Origin of the sequence: Bradyrhizobium sp. STM 3557, assembly GCF_045571465.1 — a bacterium.
In the GTDB taxonomy this organism is placed as follows: Bacteria; Pseudomonadota; Alphaproteobacteria; order Rhizobiales; family Xanthobacteraceae; genus Bradyrhizobium.
In genome coordinates, this window is record NZ_CP120697.1 from 83,099 (window position 1) to 97,562 (window position 14,464).

General features: G+C 64.8%; 13 protein-coding genes. 7 read left to right on the plus strand and 6 right to left on the minus strand.

Translation table 11 applies throughout. From position 1 onward, the window contains the following. Positions 1-81: 81 nt before the first annotated feature. Positions 82-1,305, minus strand: coding sequence for a beta-ketoacyl-ACP synthase I (gene fabB / locus P6U24_RS00365; protein WP_407157250.1), 1,224 nt, complete (start codon positions 1,303-1,305; stop codon positions 82-84). A gap of 96 nt (positions 1,306-1,401) precedes the next feature. Then, the gene (gene fabA, locus P6U24_RS00370) at positions 1,402-1,923 is read right to left on the minus strand and encodes a 3-hydroxyacyl-[acyl-carrier-protein] dehydratase FabA (RefSeq protein WP_407157251.1); all 522 of its coding nucleotides are present in this window, start codon (positions 1,921-1,923) and stop codon (positions 1,402-1,404) included. Positions 1,924-2,279: 356 nt separating this feature from the next. Here fabA and irrA point away from each other — a divergent pair, with 356 nt between their 5' ends. Continuing rightward, complete coding sequence (gene irrA, locus P6U24_RS00375) at positions 2,280-2,771, plus strand: iron response transcriptional regulator IrrA (protein ID WP_407160718.1); 492 nt, start codon at positions 2,280-2,282, stop codon at positions 2,769-2,771. Between the two features lie 83 nt (positions 2,772-2,854). On the opposite strand, the gene P6U24_RS00380 is transcribed toward irrA, so the two are convergent. Continuing rightward, positions 2,855-3,382, minus strand: a complete 528-nt coding sequence (locus P6U24_RS00380) for an SH3 domain-containing protein (protein ID WP_407160719.1) — start codon at positions 3,380-3,382, stop codon at positions 2,855-2,857. 315 nt (positions 3,383-3,697) lie between these two features. Here P6U24_RS00380 and P6U24_RS00385 point away from each other — a divergent pair, with 315 nt between their 5' ends. Continuing rightward, positions 3,698-4,702, plus strand: coding sequence for a 2-hydroxyacid dehydrogenase (locus P6U24_RS00385; protein ID WP_407157252.1), 1,005 nt, complete (start codon positions 3,698-3,700; stop codon positions 4,700-4,702). 167 nt (positions 4,703-4,869) lie between these two features. On the opposite strand, the gene P6U24_RS00390 is transcribed toward P6U24_RS00385, so the two are convergent. Further along, complete coding sequence (locus P6U24_RS00390; RefSeq protein ID WP_407157253.1) at positions 4,870-5,787, minus strand: LysR family transcriptional regulator; 918 nt, start codon at positions 5,785-5,787, stop codon at positions 4,870-4,872. Between the two features lie 116 nt (positions 5,788-5,903). Here P6U24_RS00390 and P6U24_RS00395 point away from each other — a divergent pair, with 116 nt between their 5' ends. Next, positions 5,904-6,908 carry an aldo/keto reductase gene (locus tag P6U24_RS00395; protein ID WP_407157254.1) on the plus strand — a complete coding sequence of 335 codons (1,005 nt, stop codon included), beginning with the start codon at positions 5,904-5,906 and terminating at the stop codon, positions 6,906-6,908. 277 nt (positions 6,909-7,185) lie between these two features. Here the strand turns inward: P6U24_RS00395 and P6U24_RS00400 are convergent, their stop codons facing one another. Then, positions 7,186-7,986, minus strand: a complete 801-nt coding sequence (locus tag P6U24_RS00400) for a HesA/MoeB/ThiF family protein (RefSeq protein ID WP_407157255.1) — start codon at positions 7,984-7,986, stop codon at positions 7,186-7,188. Between the two features lie 131 nt (positions 7,987-8,117). Here P6U24_RS00400 and P6U24_RS00405 point away from each other — a divergent pair, with 131 nt between their 5' ends. Together P6U24_RS00405 and P6U24_RS00410 are read left to right on the plus strand one after the other, a co-directional pair. Then, positions 8,118-9,494 (plus strand): peptidoglycan-binding protein, encoded by a 1,377-nt coding sequence (locus tag P6U24_RS00405; protein ID WP_407157256.1) that lies wholly within the window; start codon positions 8,118-8,120, stop codon positions 9,492-9,494. A gap of 528 nt (positions 9,495-10,022) precedes the next feature. Continuing rightward, positions 10,023-10,826 (plus strand): AAA family ATPase, encoded by an 804-nt coding sequence (locus tag P6U24_RS00410; RefSeq protein WP_407157257.1) that lies wholly within the window; start codon positions 10,023-10,025, stop codon positions 10,824-10,826. A gap of 299 nt (positions 10,827-11,125) precedes the next feature. On the opposite strand, the gene mutM is transcribed toward P6U24_RS00410, so the two are convergent. Next, positions 11,126-12,007 (minus strand): bifunctional DNA-formamidopyrimidine glycosylase/DNA-(apurinic or apyrimidinic site) lyase, encoded by an 882-nt coding sequence (mutM, locus tag P6U24_RS00415; protein WP_407157258.1) that lies wholly within the window; start codon positions 12,005-12,007, stop codon positions 11,126-11,128. A 93-nt stretch (positions 12,008-12,100) separates the two neighbouring features. Between mutM and ubiE the strand changes: the two genes are divergently transcribed. Together ubiE and ubiB are read left to right on the plus strand one after the other, a co-directional pair. Continuing rightward, positions 12,101-12,862: a bifunctional demethylmenaquinone methyltransferase/2-methoxy-6-polyprenyl-1,4-benzoquinol methylase UbiE gene (gene ubiE, locus P6U24_RS00420; protein ID WP_407157259.1), complete on the plus strand. Its 762-nt coding sequence runs from the start codon at positions 12,101-12,103 to the stop codon at positions 12,860-12,862. Then, positions 12,859-14,436 carry a 2-polyprenylphenol 6-hydroxylase gene (gene ubiB, locus P6U24_RS00425; protein ID WP_407157260.1) on the plus strand — a complete coding sequence of 526 codons (1,578 nt, stop codon included), beginning with the start codon at positions 12,859-12,861 and terminating at the stop codon, positions 14,434-14,436. The genes ubiE and ubiB overlap by 4 nt, the downstream gene beginning before the upstream one ends. Positions 14,437-14,464 lie beyond the last annotated feature (28 nt).

Below are 14,464 nucleotides of genomic sequence, written 5' to 3' on the forward strand. Positions count from 1 at the left end.
CGGGACGGTCCCCGCGTCGATCGACGGCGGCCGCCCGGCCATGCTGTTGTGCAGACATCATCGTCCGCAGATAATCTGATCTCAGGCGTCGAGCTGCTTGAACACCAAAGTCGCATTGGTGCCGCCGAAACCGAAGGAGTTGGACAGCACCGCGCCGAGCTTCGCATTGTCGATGCGCTTGCGCACGATCGGCATGTCCGCGAACACAGGATCGAGCTCGGTGATGTTGGCGCTCTCGCAGATGAAGCCGTTCTTCATCATCAGAAGCGAATAGATCGCCTCCTGCACGCCAGTGGCGCCGAGCGAATGACCGGTCAGCGCCTTGGTAGCCGCGATCGGCGGGCACTTCTCGCCACTGCCGAAGACCTTGCGGATCGCCTCGATCTCGGGCGGATCGCCGGCCGGCGTCGAGGTCGCGTGCGGGTTGATGTAGTCGATCTTGCTCTTCACCGTCGACAGCGCCATCCGCATGCAGCGCTCGGCACCCTCGCCGGAGGGCGCCACCATGTCGTAGCCGTCGGAGGTCGCGCCATAGCCGGCGATCTCGGCATAGATCTTGGCGCCGCGCGCCTTGGCGTGCTCGAGCTCCTCCAGCACGACGACGCCGGCGCCGCCGGCGATGACGAAACCGTCGCGCGCCACGTCATAGGGACGCGAGGCCGTGGCCGGGGTCTCGTTGTGCTTGGACGACATCGCGCCCATCGCGTCGAACAGCACCGACAGCGACCAGTCGAGCTCCTCGCAGCCGCCGGCAAACATCACGTCCTGCTTGCCGTACTGGATCATCTCATAGGCATTGCCGATGCAGTGATTTGATGTCGCGCAGGCCGACGAGATCGAATAGTTCACACCCTTGATCTTGAACCAGGTCGCGAGCGTGGCCGACGCCGTCGACGACATCGCCTTCGGCACTGCGAAAGGCCCGACTCGCTTTGGCCCCTTGGTGCGGGTGATGTCGGCGGCCTCGACGATGGCGCGCGCGGACGGTCCGCCCGAGCCCATGATGATACCGGTCCTGATGCTGGAGACCTCGTCCGCCTGCAGGCCGGCGTCCTGGATCGCCTGCTCCATCGCGACATGATTCCAGGCCGCGCCTTCGCCGAGAAAGCGCATCGCGCGGCGGTCCACCACGTCGGCCGGATTGAGCGTCGGCGCACCCTGCACCTGCGAACGGAAGCCGAGCTCCGCGTATTTCTCGGCGCGGGAAATACCTGACTTCGCCTCATGCAGGCTTGCCAGCACCTCCTGGCTGTTATTGCCGATGGATGAGACGATGCCCATCCCGGTGATGACAACCCGCCTCATGTCAGCCTCACCTTACCCTTGTGTTCTTGCGCCATCGCGCATCGATGCCGATCATTAACGATGCAATATGCCCGCGAGGTCCCGATAGATTCGAGTTCAAGACGGCGCGGTGCCCTGCTTGAACAAACCGACCTTCAGATCCTTGGCGCGATAAATAATCTCGCCATCCATGGAAAGCCACCCGTCGGCGATACCGAGCACCAGCTTTGAGCGCATCACCCGCTTGATGTCGACGTTGTACACAACCTTGCGGACGGTCGGCACCACCTGTCCGGCGAACTTCAAATCGCCCAAGCCCAGCGCCCGGCCGCGGCCCTCACCGCCGATCCAGCCGAGATAGAAGCCGACCATCTGCCACAGCGCGTCGAGCCCAAGGCAGCCCGGCATGACCGGATCGTTCTTGAAGTGACAGCCGAAGAACCAGAGGTCCGCCTTCACGTCGAGCTCGGCGCGCACGAGGCCCTTGCCGAACTCGCCGCCGGTATCGGCGATCTCGGTGATGCGATCGAACATCAGCATCGGCGGCAGCGGCAATTGGGCATTGCCCGGGCCGAACAGTTCGCCGCGGCCGCAGGCCAGCAACTCCTCATATTCGTAAGCGCTGCGCCGATCCAGCATACCCGATAGCCTCTCTCAACGTCCCGATTAAGCATTCACGCGGAATGGACCCGTTCCGCCTCCCGGACGCGCCCGGGCACAATAGCGCTGGCGCGAATGGCCTTGCCGCAATACCGTACCCGCGCGCCGGCCGAGATCCGGCGGGTGCGGGAACAGGTCAAATCGGGTCCGGGCGCTCTCTAACATAGCCGATCCCAGCGGCAAAGCGCCGCGACCGGGTAAATCGCCGCAGCCGCACATGGTTCGACGCCGGATACTTTAGGAGCGTTCTAGATGGCGCCAGTTGCGACAAGCTTGCATCTGAGGCTGCTTCTCCCTATATCGATATACAATAGTGCGAATTTGCGGTGCTTGACGTGGACCTTGGCAACAACGCATCGGATCATGACCGGGCCGATTCTGAGATTTTGAGCTCCGGGCGACAGCCTGCTCTCAATGGTTGTCCATGGCATGACGTCAACGAGATGCTGCAGGCGGCGGGCCTGCGGCCGACCCGGCAGCGCATGGCGCTCGGCTGGCTGCTGTTCGGCAAGGGCGCGCGGCACCTCACGGCCGAAATGCTCTACGAAGAAGCCACGCTGGCCAAAGTTCCGGTATCGCTCGCGACCGTCTACAATACGCTCAACCAGCTCACCGATGCCGGGCTGCTGCGTCAGGTCAGCGTCGACGGCACCAAGACCTATTTCGATACCAACGTCACCACGCATCACCACTTCTATCTCGAGAACAATCACGAGCTGGTCGACATCCCCGATCAGCATCTGGCGCTGACCAAGCTGCCGGAAGTGCCCGACGGCTATGAGATCGCCCGCATCGACATGGTGGTGCGGCTGCGCAAGAAGCGTTGAGCCTTCCCCTTTTCGGATGATCATGATGGCCGGCTTTGCCGGCCATTTGCATTTTTGGCTGATGCTTTTTCGGTCGCGCCGCGTCAGTTCACCTGCTCGTCGGCATAGACGCCCCACAGCCGCTGCTGCTCGATCCAGCCGTCGAAGCCCGAGCCATAGACGTGGCACCAGCTCGACGTGCACTTCTTCACCTGGGCGATGACGCCGGCCTGCAGCCGCGCTGTGACGGAGCTGGTCTTGTCCGCGCTCTCATAGAGCGAGGCGAGATCGTCCTTCTGCTTCATCGTGACGACAGCGGTGCGGCGCCCCGACAGCAGCGAGTGATAGACCCAGCCTTCCGCGCCTTCGGAATCGCGCACGCGGCGCCAATTTTCATACTCGGCAGTGATCTCCACCGGCAGGCCGGCGCGGGTATAGACCCAAGCGACATCGTTGTCCTTGGTCGGACCGGCCCGGACGTTGACGTGATCGGATTTCAGGCTGACATAGCGCGGCACCGGCAGGCCCGATGTCGTCGGGGTAGAGTCCTTGGCCGAGGCGGCCGTGTGGATCACGACGCCAACAAGACAAGCCACGACCAACGCCAACGCACGACAACGCCCCAACGCCATCAGACTCAAACCCACTTCACTCTCGCGGAATTGAGGCTCCACTGCAGCAGAGCACGCAATTCGCTGTCCGATCCCAACCTGTTCCGGCGGCTGCCTCCTTCACGGAGGCTTGCCGCGGTTCCCGCCGCGGCTTCTTGTCTTGGCCCCGCCTTCTGCTAGAGAAGACGGAACACAAGCAGCCAGGCGCGCCTGAACGCAAAGCTGGCGAACGTCGAGGCGGATCTCACCGCCTCGAGGAAACGCCCCGTTCCGGCGACATTGGTAGTTTCGGCCAACCCGGTTAATGAGGTCTGAACGATCTCATGAGAGATGGATATGTCGGTTAGGAAAAAACCTCTCGTCGTGGTCACCCGCAAGCTGCCGGATTCGATCGAGACGCGCATGCGCGAGCTGTTCGATGCGCGGATCAATCCGGACGACACGCCGATGAGTACGGAGCAGCTGGCCGAGGCTGCGCGCACCGCGGACGTGCTGGTGCCAACCGTGACCGATCATATCACCGCCGACCTCGTCAACGCGCCCGACTGCAAGCTGAGGCTGATCGCCAATTTCGGCAACGGCGTCGACAACATCGACGTGACCGCGGCGCATGCGCGCGGCATCACCGTGACCAACACACCGAAGGTGCTGACCGAGGATACCGCCGACATGACGATGGCGCTGATCCTGGCGGTGCCGCGCCGGCTGATCGAGGGCGCCGATATCCTGACCGAGGGCAAGACGAGCTGGGCGGGTTGGTCGCCGACCTGGATGCTCGGCCATCGCATCGGCGGCAAACGGCTCGGCATCATCGGCATGGGCCGCATCGGCCAGGCAGTGGCGCGCCGCGCCCGCGCCTTCGGCCTGCAGATCCATTATCACAACCGCCGCCCGGTCGCCCCGCGCATCGCCGAGGAGCTGGGCGCGACCTATTGGGAAAGTCTCGACCAGATGCTGGCGCGGATGGACATCATCTCCGTGAACTGTCCGCATACGCCGGCGACCTTCCATCTGCTGTCGGCGCGACGGCTGAAGCTGATCCGCAAGGACGCCTACATCGTCAACACCGCGCGCGGCGAGGTGATCGATGAGGAAACCATGACGCGGCTGATCGAAGCCGGCGACATCGCCGGCGCCGGCCTCGACGTATTCGAACATGAGCCCGCGGTCAATCCGCGCCTGGTGCGGCTCGCCAAGGCGGGCAAGGTGGTGCTGCTGCCGCATATGGGCTCGGCGACGATCGAGGGCCGCGTCGAGATGGGGGAGAAGGTCATCATCAACATCAAGACCTTCCTCGACAACCACAAGCCGCCGGACCGCGTGCTGCCGAACATGTTGTAGGGCTCGCCGCCAGCAACACGACAGCTGTGGTCCCGGCCTTGAGCCGGGACCCATACGCCGCGGTGGATATGGATAGAGCGAGCTGGAGCTCCAGCCTTCGCGAAATGATGTTCAGCGGCTATGGACCCCGGTCGCGCTTCGCTTGCCCGGGACGACACTGAGCAAGATCAGTCAGCCGATGTTGCTCCCTCCCGCTTCCGCCACGCTGCGACGAACGCAACGAACGCGGCGAGCGCCGGCGGCGGCTGACGCCGGCTCGGATAGTACAGATAGGGGCCGGGAAACGGTGGGCACCAATCTTCGAGCACGCTGACCAGCTGGCCTGACGCAAGCGCTTCGCGCACATAGCCTTCAAAAGTCGCCCAGTATCCGATGCCGTCGATTGCTGCGCGAAAGGCAAGCCCAAGATGGGTCGCGATCAGTGCGGCGGACGGCGTCACCCTGATGACATGGCCGTCCTTTTCGAACTCCCAGTCCAGCATCGCGCCGGAGGAGAGCCGCGTGCGAATGCAAGGATGTTGCAAGATGTCGCGGGGATGGACGGGCCGTCCATGCTGCCTGACATATTGCGCGCTCGCCACCACGGCGTAGCGTTGCGTGCCGCCCAGCGGCACCGCGATCATGTCCTGCGCCAGATGCTCGCCATAGCGGACGCCGGCATCGAACCCGGCCTCCACGATATCTACGAAGCCGCTCTCCGCCACGATCTCCAGTTCGATTCTGGGATGCGCCTGCAGGAACGGCGCCACCATCGGCGCCAGCACCAGATCCACCGCTGGCGGCGGCGCGTTGATGCGCAGCCGCCCCGCAGCGACTTCATGCAGGCCGCGCACCTGGTCCACGGCGGCATCCACCTCGCCGAGCGCCGGCGCCACCCGCGCCAGCAGCAACTCGCCGGCTTCCGTCAGCGCCACGCTGCGGGTCGTGCGGTTCAGGAGCCGAACCCCGAGCTCCTCCTCCAGATCCTTGAGGCGCTGGCTCAGGCTGGAGACCGCAAGGCCGTGCTCACGGGCAGCGCGGCTGAAATTCCGGGTGCGCGCGACCGCGACGAAGGCCTGGAGATCACGAAGATCGGGCTGAGACATTATTCGTCATTCTGAATACTGCATTCGGAATTGTCCAGCTTATCGAAAGACGGTCACGGAGCGATATCAGCGGTGTCGGCGCGTTTTGCCCGCCGATCCTGCACAGGAGAACCGTCATGGAACAGCGTCGCCTCGGCACCACCGGTCCAACAGTTTCGGCCCTCGGCCTTGGCTGCATGGGCATGTCCGATTTCTACGGCCCGGCCGACCGCAACGAGAGCATTGCCACGATTCACGCCGCGCTCGATGCCGGTATCACCCTGCTCGACACCGGCGACTTCTACGGAATGGGCCACAATGAGATGCTGATCCGCGAGGCGCTCGCGTCGGTCGGCCCGCGCAACGTTCGGATCTCGGTCAAGTTCGGCGCGCTCCGCGGGCCCGACAAGACTTGGCTCGGGTATGACTCCAGGCCGGCCGCGATCAGGAATTTCCTGTCCTACTCGCTGCAGCGGCTCGGCATCGATGCGATCGACATTTATCGCCCGGCTCGTCTCGATCCCGCGGTGCCGATCGAGGACACGATCGGCGCGATAGCCGAGCTCGTGAAGCAAGGCTACATCAAGCATATCGGCCTCTCCGAGGTCGGCTCGGAGACCATCCGCCGCGCCCACAAGGTGCATCCGATCGCCGATCTGCAGATCGAGTATTCCCTGATCTCACGCGGCATCGAGAGCGACATCTTGAAGACCTGCCGCGAGCTCGGCATCGGGATCACGGCCTATGGCGTGCTGTCGCGCGGCCTGATCAGCGGTCACTGGTCGAAGGACCGCAACACGCAAGCCGATTTCCGCCACAACGCGCCGCGCTTCCAGGGCGATAATCTCGACCGCAACCTGGCGCTGGTCGAAACGCTGCGCCGGATCGCCGGCGAGATCGGCGCGACGCCCGCCCAAATCGCGATCGCCTGGGTCGCGGCGCAAGGCAAGGACATCGTGCCTCTGGTCGGCGCAAGGCGGCGGGACCGTCTCACTGAAGCGCTCGGCGCGCTGGACGTTACGTTGTCAGCGTCAGATCTCGATGCCCTCGGCAAGGCTTTCCCGCCCGGCATCGCGGCGGGCGCACGCTACCAGGAGGCGCAGCTCGCGCATATGGACAGCGAGCGACCGCCGACCGCGTGACGTGGTGGATCACGACGGCAGCGACACGGGCAATCCCAACCTCGCCCCGCTTGCGGGGAGAGGTCGATCGCGAAGCGATCGGGTGAGGGGGTACAGGTCTAACTGCTCACAATGATCGTGCGTGTGCCCCTCACCCCGATCCTCTCAGCGCGAGCGAAGCTCGTCGCGGCCCCGTAAGAACGGGGAGAGGGAGCGCACCGTTACCGGCACAAAGGTTTGTAGCCAATGTTCAGCGATCAACACAAATATCTGCACGCCGCCGCCGATAGCGCACTCCTCACCGATGCGCGCTGAGATCTGAAATCACAGCGCCATCGCCATTCAGTGGATTGCCGGGATCGCGTCCGTAGCGCAGCGTTTCGAAGCGCATGGTGCGCGCGTCCAGCATCAACAGGCGCCCGACCAGGCCTTCACCAAAGCCTGTGATCTCGCGGATTGCCTCCAGCGCCATCATCGAGCCGAGCACGCCGGCGAGCGCGCCCAGCACGCCGGCCTCGGCGCAGGCGGGCACCGTGCCCGGCGGCGGCGGCTCGGGAAACAGGCAGCGATAGGTCGGATTGAAAACGCCATCTGCATTCGTCTCGTGAGCGCGGATCGTGGTCAGCGATGCGTCGAAGGTGCCGAGCGCGCCCGTGATCAGCGGCTTCCTGGCGAGGAAGCAGGCATCCGACACGAGATAGCGTGTCTCGAAATTGTCCGAGCCGTCGAGCACGAGGTCATAGTTGCCGAGCAGTGCGAGCACGTTGTCGGCATTGAGCCTGACAGCGTGGGTGACAACATTGACATGCGGGTTGATCGCGTTGAGCCGCTCGGCGGCGCTGTCGACCTTGGGCCGGCCGATGTCCGGCGTCGCGTGAATCACCTGGCGCTGCAGATTGGAGAGCGATACCGCATCATCGTCGACCACGCCGAGCGTGCCGACGCCAGCAGCCGCGAGATACATCAGGGCCGGCGCGCCGAGCCCGCCGGCGCCGACGACCAGGATGGACGCCTGCTTCAACGCCGCCTGGCCGGGACCGCCGACATCGCGCAGCACGATATGGCGGGCGTAGCGCTCCAGTTCGTCATCGCTCAGCATCGCTGCCGCTCTCCTTTCCACGACGTTCGCAAGTCAGACACCGCGTCTTCGAGAGCTGAACCCACGGTGTGTTGAGACAGACCAAGCAGATGTGCTTATTTGCGCCTCCTGCAAGTGCTCTGGGATTTGTCATGAGATCATTGTCCGCGGCAACATGGATGTCAGCAGCCCTGCTGCTCGCGGGCTCGCCCGTGCTGGCGCAGACGACGCCGCCGGCAGCGGCCGGCGTCAAGGCGGACACCAAGCCCAAGCCGGTCGCCACCGTGCCGGTCCGTCCCGCGGCGCCAGCGTCGGCGGATCCCGCGAGTACGATGACGCAGGCCGACCGCCAGGCGCTGCAATCCGATCTCGCCTGGACTGGGCAGTACAACGGCACCATATCGGGCGATGCCAGTGAACGCATGGTCAACGCGGTCAAGGACTATAAAAAGCAGAAGGGCGGCAGCCCGACCGGCCTGCTCAACCCGCAGGAACGCGCCGCGCTCGCCGACACCGCGCGGCGCAAGCAGGAGAGCGTCGGCTGGAAGATCGTCACCGATCCTGTGAGCGGCGCGCGGCTCGGCCTTCCGACCAAGCTGGTGCCGCAGCAGACGAGCGACGCAAGCGGCTCGATATGGAGCGCGGCTGATGGCACCGTGCAGGTGCAGCTCAGCCGCCGCAAGCAGGCCAATCCGACCACATCAGCGCTCGCCGACCGGGAGAAGACCGACCCACCGGGCCGCGTGATCAACTATGCCGTGGTGAAGCCCGATTTCTTCGTGCTGTCCGGCCTGCAGGGCCAGAAGAAGTTCTACATCCGCGGCACCTTCAAAGGCGACGAGGTCCGCATCCTCACCATTCTCTACGACCAGGCGACCGAGAGCACCGTCGCGCCCATCGTGATCGCGATGTCGAGCGCGTTCACGCCGTTCCCGGTTGGGGTCACCGCGCCTCCGCCGCGGCGCAGCGTCGACTATGGCACCGGCATCGTCGTCAGCGAGGATGGCGCCATTGTCGCCGATCGCGAGGTCACCGATGGTTGCCTCGCGATCACGATCCCGAATTTCGGCCACGCCGATCGGATCGCCGAGGACAAGCAGCACGGGCTGGCGCTGCTGCGCGTCTATGGCGCGCGCGGATTGAAGCCGCTCGCGCTCGACGGTGGCGGCGCGTCCGGCAATGTCGATCTCATCGGCATCGCCGACCCGCAGAGCCAGGGCGGTGCTGCGGCCGTGACCAGCGCCAAGGCTCAGGCTGTGGCCGGCACCGGCGACATCGCGCTCGCGCCGCCGCCCGCCTTCGGCTTCTCCGGCGCGGCCGCACGCGATGCCAGCGGCAAGTTCGCCGGCATCGCGCTGTTGAAGCAGGCCATCGTCGCCGGGCCCGCCAATGCGTCCCCCGGCACGCAGGCAATCCTGGTCGCGCCCGACATGGTGCGCCGCTTTCTCACTGGCCATGGCGTGACCCTGGACGGAAACTCGTCGGATGCGAAAGCTGCCGCCGTGCGCGTGATCTGCGTCCGAAAGTGAGCCTGCCCCAGCGAGAGGCCGGCGGTGACAACCTGTTCAGATCGCAGCACGCGCAGCCGCAATCCGCACACGCAGCGCGTGCTGGGCCAAGAAGATTCATGGCGAGGTTAACGCAGGCCCCGCCGTTGTTTACGCAATGTTAAGCATGTCGCTTTACTCAAAATTAAGAGCGCCGCAGCTGCGAACGACAGCGTGACCTGCAGGACATCTGGCGATTTCGGCGACGCGCTCCTTGGCTCGAACAGCTGATCGGCAACGGTCGGTCGTTCGATCCACACGCACCTTGCTATCTACTCAGAACGAGTCCGGCCGTAGTCGAACGGTGTGTTCAAATCTGCGTCCGACATGACATAGTTCGGTCAGTCTTCTTGTCGGCGTGCTGATTCGGACCACCGCGATCCCCAGAGAACCTTCGGATCGGACTGGAACGTCCTGAGCGAGAACAGCTCCGCACCGCGATTCAAGCGATGCACCTCAGCTTTGGCGTTCCCGCGTAGTTCCGTCAACAATCCGAAGGACTGTCCTCCGATGTACACGATCGTTCTGGCCACTCAGAAGGGCGGCAGCGGCAAGAGCACGCTCGCCATAGGGCTCGCAGTGGCCGCTCAGCAGGCCGGACACAATGTGCGCGTGATCGAAACTGATCGGCAGGGCACGCTGTCCAACTGGCAGGTCCGCCGCAACCTCGCCGAACCGATTGTCGAACCCGTCTACGACGCCAGGATGATCGAGCAGCGCCTCGAGGCGTTCGCACGCGGCGGCGTCACGGTGACAGTCATCGACACTGCGAGCGGCATCAACGCTGCGACCACCGCCGCCATCCGCCACTGCGATCTCTGCCTGGTGCCCGCGCGTCCGAGCGTCGCCGACATCGAGGCGACCGCGCCGACGCTCAGCGTGATCCGCGCCTGGCGCAAGCCCTTCGCCTTCGTGCTCAACCAGACGCCGATCCGCGGCGGCCACCGCATCAACGACGCAACGAGCTCGCTGGATGAGCGCGCGCCGCGCGATATCGCCGAAGTGCTGGCGCAGCCCTACATCAACATGCGCAACGATCATCAGGACGCGCTGGCGGCCGGTCTTGGCGTCACCGAATATGATCCGTCCGGCAAGTCGGCGCAGGAGCTGCGCAGCCTTTGGCGCTGGACCCTCTACAAGCTCGCCGGCGACATCGTCATGCAGGAGGCAAATGAGCTGAAGGATGCCGGTGAGCTGACGGAGGTCGAATTCCCGATCATGCTGCAGCCGCAGGCGGACAAGGCGGAAGCGTCGTCCGTGCGCGCCTACCCGACCTGGGCCGACAACAACGTCACCTGGGAAACGGGTTTCTAGGTCGTCTCTCGATCCATTTCCTCGCGCTAGAGAGCGCGAGGCACGAACAGCCCCGGACGGCCGCTCGCTACCGGCGTCAATGACGCCCGGTGTGGGAGCGGATGTCCTGGGTTATTTTTTGCGCGCGCTGATGCGCCGACGCGTCCCGCTCTCTCCATCGTCATTGCGAGGAGCGGAGCGACGAAGCAATCCAGGCGTTCTTTTTTGATTCTGGATTGCTTCGCTTCGCTCGCAATGACGGGAGATCGCGCTCAGCTTAATTGCTATAGTCGCTCGATGTAGTGGCAACGCCCTTCCCATCACCTCTGGCACTTCGGGCACCAGAAGGTCGAGCGGCCGTTCTGGGTGAAGCGCTTGACGATCCCAGCGCATCCGCCTGTGCGGCATGGCTCGCCTTCGCGGTCATAGACCTGAAACGAATGCTGGAAATAGCCGAGATCGCCATTGGCCTGGCGATGATCGCGCAGCGATGATCCGCCGGCCTTGATCGCCTCATTCAGCACCTTGTGGATCGCCTCCACCAGCCGCCGAGCATGATCGGTCGGCTCGCCCTTCTTGGTCGCCAGCGTCGCCGCGAGCCGCCGCGGCGAGAGCTGCGCACGAAACAGCGCCTCGCAGACATAGATGTTGCCGAGACCGGCAACGACGCGCTGATCGAGTAACGCCGCCTTCAGGCTGGTCTTCTTGCCCGCGCAGGAGCGCGCCAGCATCGCAGCATCGAACTCATTGCCGAGCGGCTCCGGCCCGAGCCCCCTCAGCAGCGGCTCGTCGTCGAGCGCATGTCGGGCGATGATCTTCATGTAGCCGAAGCGGCGCGGATCGTTGAACACGATGTCGTTGCCGCCGGACATGTGAAACACGACGTGGTCGTGCGCCGCGTCCTTGCTCCGCACATGGTGGAATTGGCCGGGTGCCGTTTGGCCGTCAGCCTTCACCACGCGAAACGAGCCGGACATGCCCAGATGCATCAGCAGCACGTCGCCGGAGCCGAGATCGGCCATCAGATATTTGGCGCGGCGTCCAAGGCCAGTGACAGTCTGGCCTTGCAGCCGCGCCACGAAATCCTTCTGGAATGGGAACCGCAGATCCTTGCGACGCGCCTCTGCGGCGAGGATTTTCGCACCTTCCATCGCCGGCTGCAGTCCGCGACGGACGGTCTCGACTTCGGGCAGCTCAGGCAATCAATTCACCCCGACTAACCATTCACCTTATGGAAGTGACGTGATAGCGCCTTAGCGCGGGCCGCGCTATGGTCCCGTATTGGAGTAAGGGTAATGGATCGGCCGGACCAGACCACGCATTTCGGCTTCAGGGATGTGCCCCTGGACGACAAGCAGATGCTGGTGAACGACGTGTTTCACAGCGTGGCCTCGCGCTACGACCTGATGAACGACCTGATGTCGGGCGGGCTGCACCGCGTCTGGAAGGACATCATGGTCAACACGCTCAACCCGCCGAAAAGCGATGCGCCGTTCGCGCTGCTCGATGTCGCTGGCGGCACCGGCGACATCTCCTTCCGCGCGGCCAAGAAGGCCGGCGCCGGCTTTCACGCCACCGTCTGCGACATCAATGGCGACATGCTCGAGGTCGGCCGCCAGCGCGCCATCAAGCAGGTTCTCGACGACAGGGTCACCTTCGTGGAAGGTAACGCCGAGACGCTGGCTTTTCCCGACCGCTCCTTCGACGCCTATACGATCGCCTTCGGCATCCGCAACGTGCCGCGCATCGATCTCGCGCTATCGGAGGCGCACCGCGTGCTCCGGCACGGCGGCCGCTTCCTGTGCCTGGAATTCTCGACCGTCGAGGTGCCCGGGCTCGACAAGCTCTACGACATGTTCTCGTTCAACGTGATCCCGCAGCTCGGCCGCGCCGTCACCGGCGACGCCGAGTCCTACCGCTATCTGGTCGAATCCATCCGCAAGTTTCCCCGTCCGGGCGCGTTCGCCGAGATGATCCGCGCGGCCGGCTTTGCCCGCGTCTCCTGGCAAACCCTCTCTGGCGGCATCGTGGCGCTGCATTCCGGCTGGCGTCTGTGATCTCTGCACTCACCCATATCCTGCGGCTCACCCGGGCCGCTTTCGTTTTTGCGCGCGAAGGCGTGTTCGGCGTGGTCGATCCGGCTCTGGTGCCGCCTCCCGGGCAGATCCCGCTCAAGCTCGCGCGCCTGATCGAACGCCGCGGCGCCAAACATGGCCCGCGGCTGTCGAGGGCGCTGGAGCGCATGGGCCCGGCCTATCTGAAGCTCGGCCAATTCCTGGCGACGCGGCCCGACGTGGTCGGTGTCATCCTGGCGCGCGATCTGGAATCCCTGCAGGACCGGTTACCGCCGTTCGCGCAGGCCGAGGCCGAGGCTGCGATTGCCGGCGCCTTGGAGCGTCCGATCAAGCAGATCTTCACTCGTCTCGGACCTGCAGTCGCGGCCGCCTCGATTGCGCAAGTGCATCGCGGTGAGGTCGAACGCAACGGCATCCGCTATCCCGTCGCGGTGAAGGTGCTCCGGCCCAACGTCGCCGTGCGCTTCAAGCGCGACCTCGCCGATTTCTTTTTTGTCGCCGAGAAGGCAGAAGCGCATTCGGCCGAAGCGCGCCGGCTGCGGCTGATCGAGGTCATCAACACCATGTCGCGCTCGGTCGCGATGGAGATGGATCTGCGGCTGGAAGCGGCCGCACTCTCGGAGATGGCCGAGAACACCAAGGACGATCCGGACTTCCGCACCCCGATCGTCGACTGGGACCGCACTGCGCATAACGTGCTGACGATGGAGTGGATCGACGGCATCGCGCTGAACGATCGCGCGCGGCTGGAAGCCGCAGGCATCGACCTGCCCGATGTCGGCCGCAAGGTGATCCAGAGCTTTCTGCGGCATGCGCTGCGCGACGGCTTCTTCCACGCCGACATGCATCCGGGCAATCTCTTCCTTGACAGCGAAGGCCGGCTGGTGGCGGTCGATTTCGGCATCATGGGCCGGCTGGGGCTGAAGGAGCGGCGCTTCCTGGCCGAAATCCTGCTCGGCTTCATCACCCGCGATTATCGCCGCGTCGCCGAGGTGCATTTCGAGGCCGGCTACGTGCCGGGCCATCACTCGGTGGAGAATTTCGCGCAAGCCATCCGCGCGATCGGCGAGCCGATCCACAACCGGACCGCCGAAGAGATCTCGATGGCCAAGCTCCTGACCTTGCTGCTCGAGGTCACCGGCCTGTTCGACATGCGCACGCGCCCCGAGCTGATCCTGTTGCAGAAGACCATGGTGGTGGTCGAGGGCGTTGCGCGCGGCTTCGATCCCAGGCTCGACATCTGGAAGGTCGCCGACCCCGTGGTGCGCGAATGGATCGAGCGCAATCTCGGCCCGATCGGCCGCCTGCAGGGCGCGGCGGCTGGTGTCGGTGACCTGGCGCGGCTGGCGAGCACCTTGCCGGAGCTCGCAGCGCGCGCCGCCTCCGTGCTCGCGCATTTCGAGGTGATGACGCGTGAAGGTCTGCGGCTGTCGCCGGAGACGATCGCAGCGATGGGCCGGACCGAGGGCAAGAAGAGCCGCTGGCGCGCGATCGCGCTGTGGATCATCGCGGCAACCTTCATCGGCATCCTGATCGCGGTGCTGCGACTGGCGTGAGGCGCGATTGCAATGCAATCACGACGTG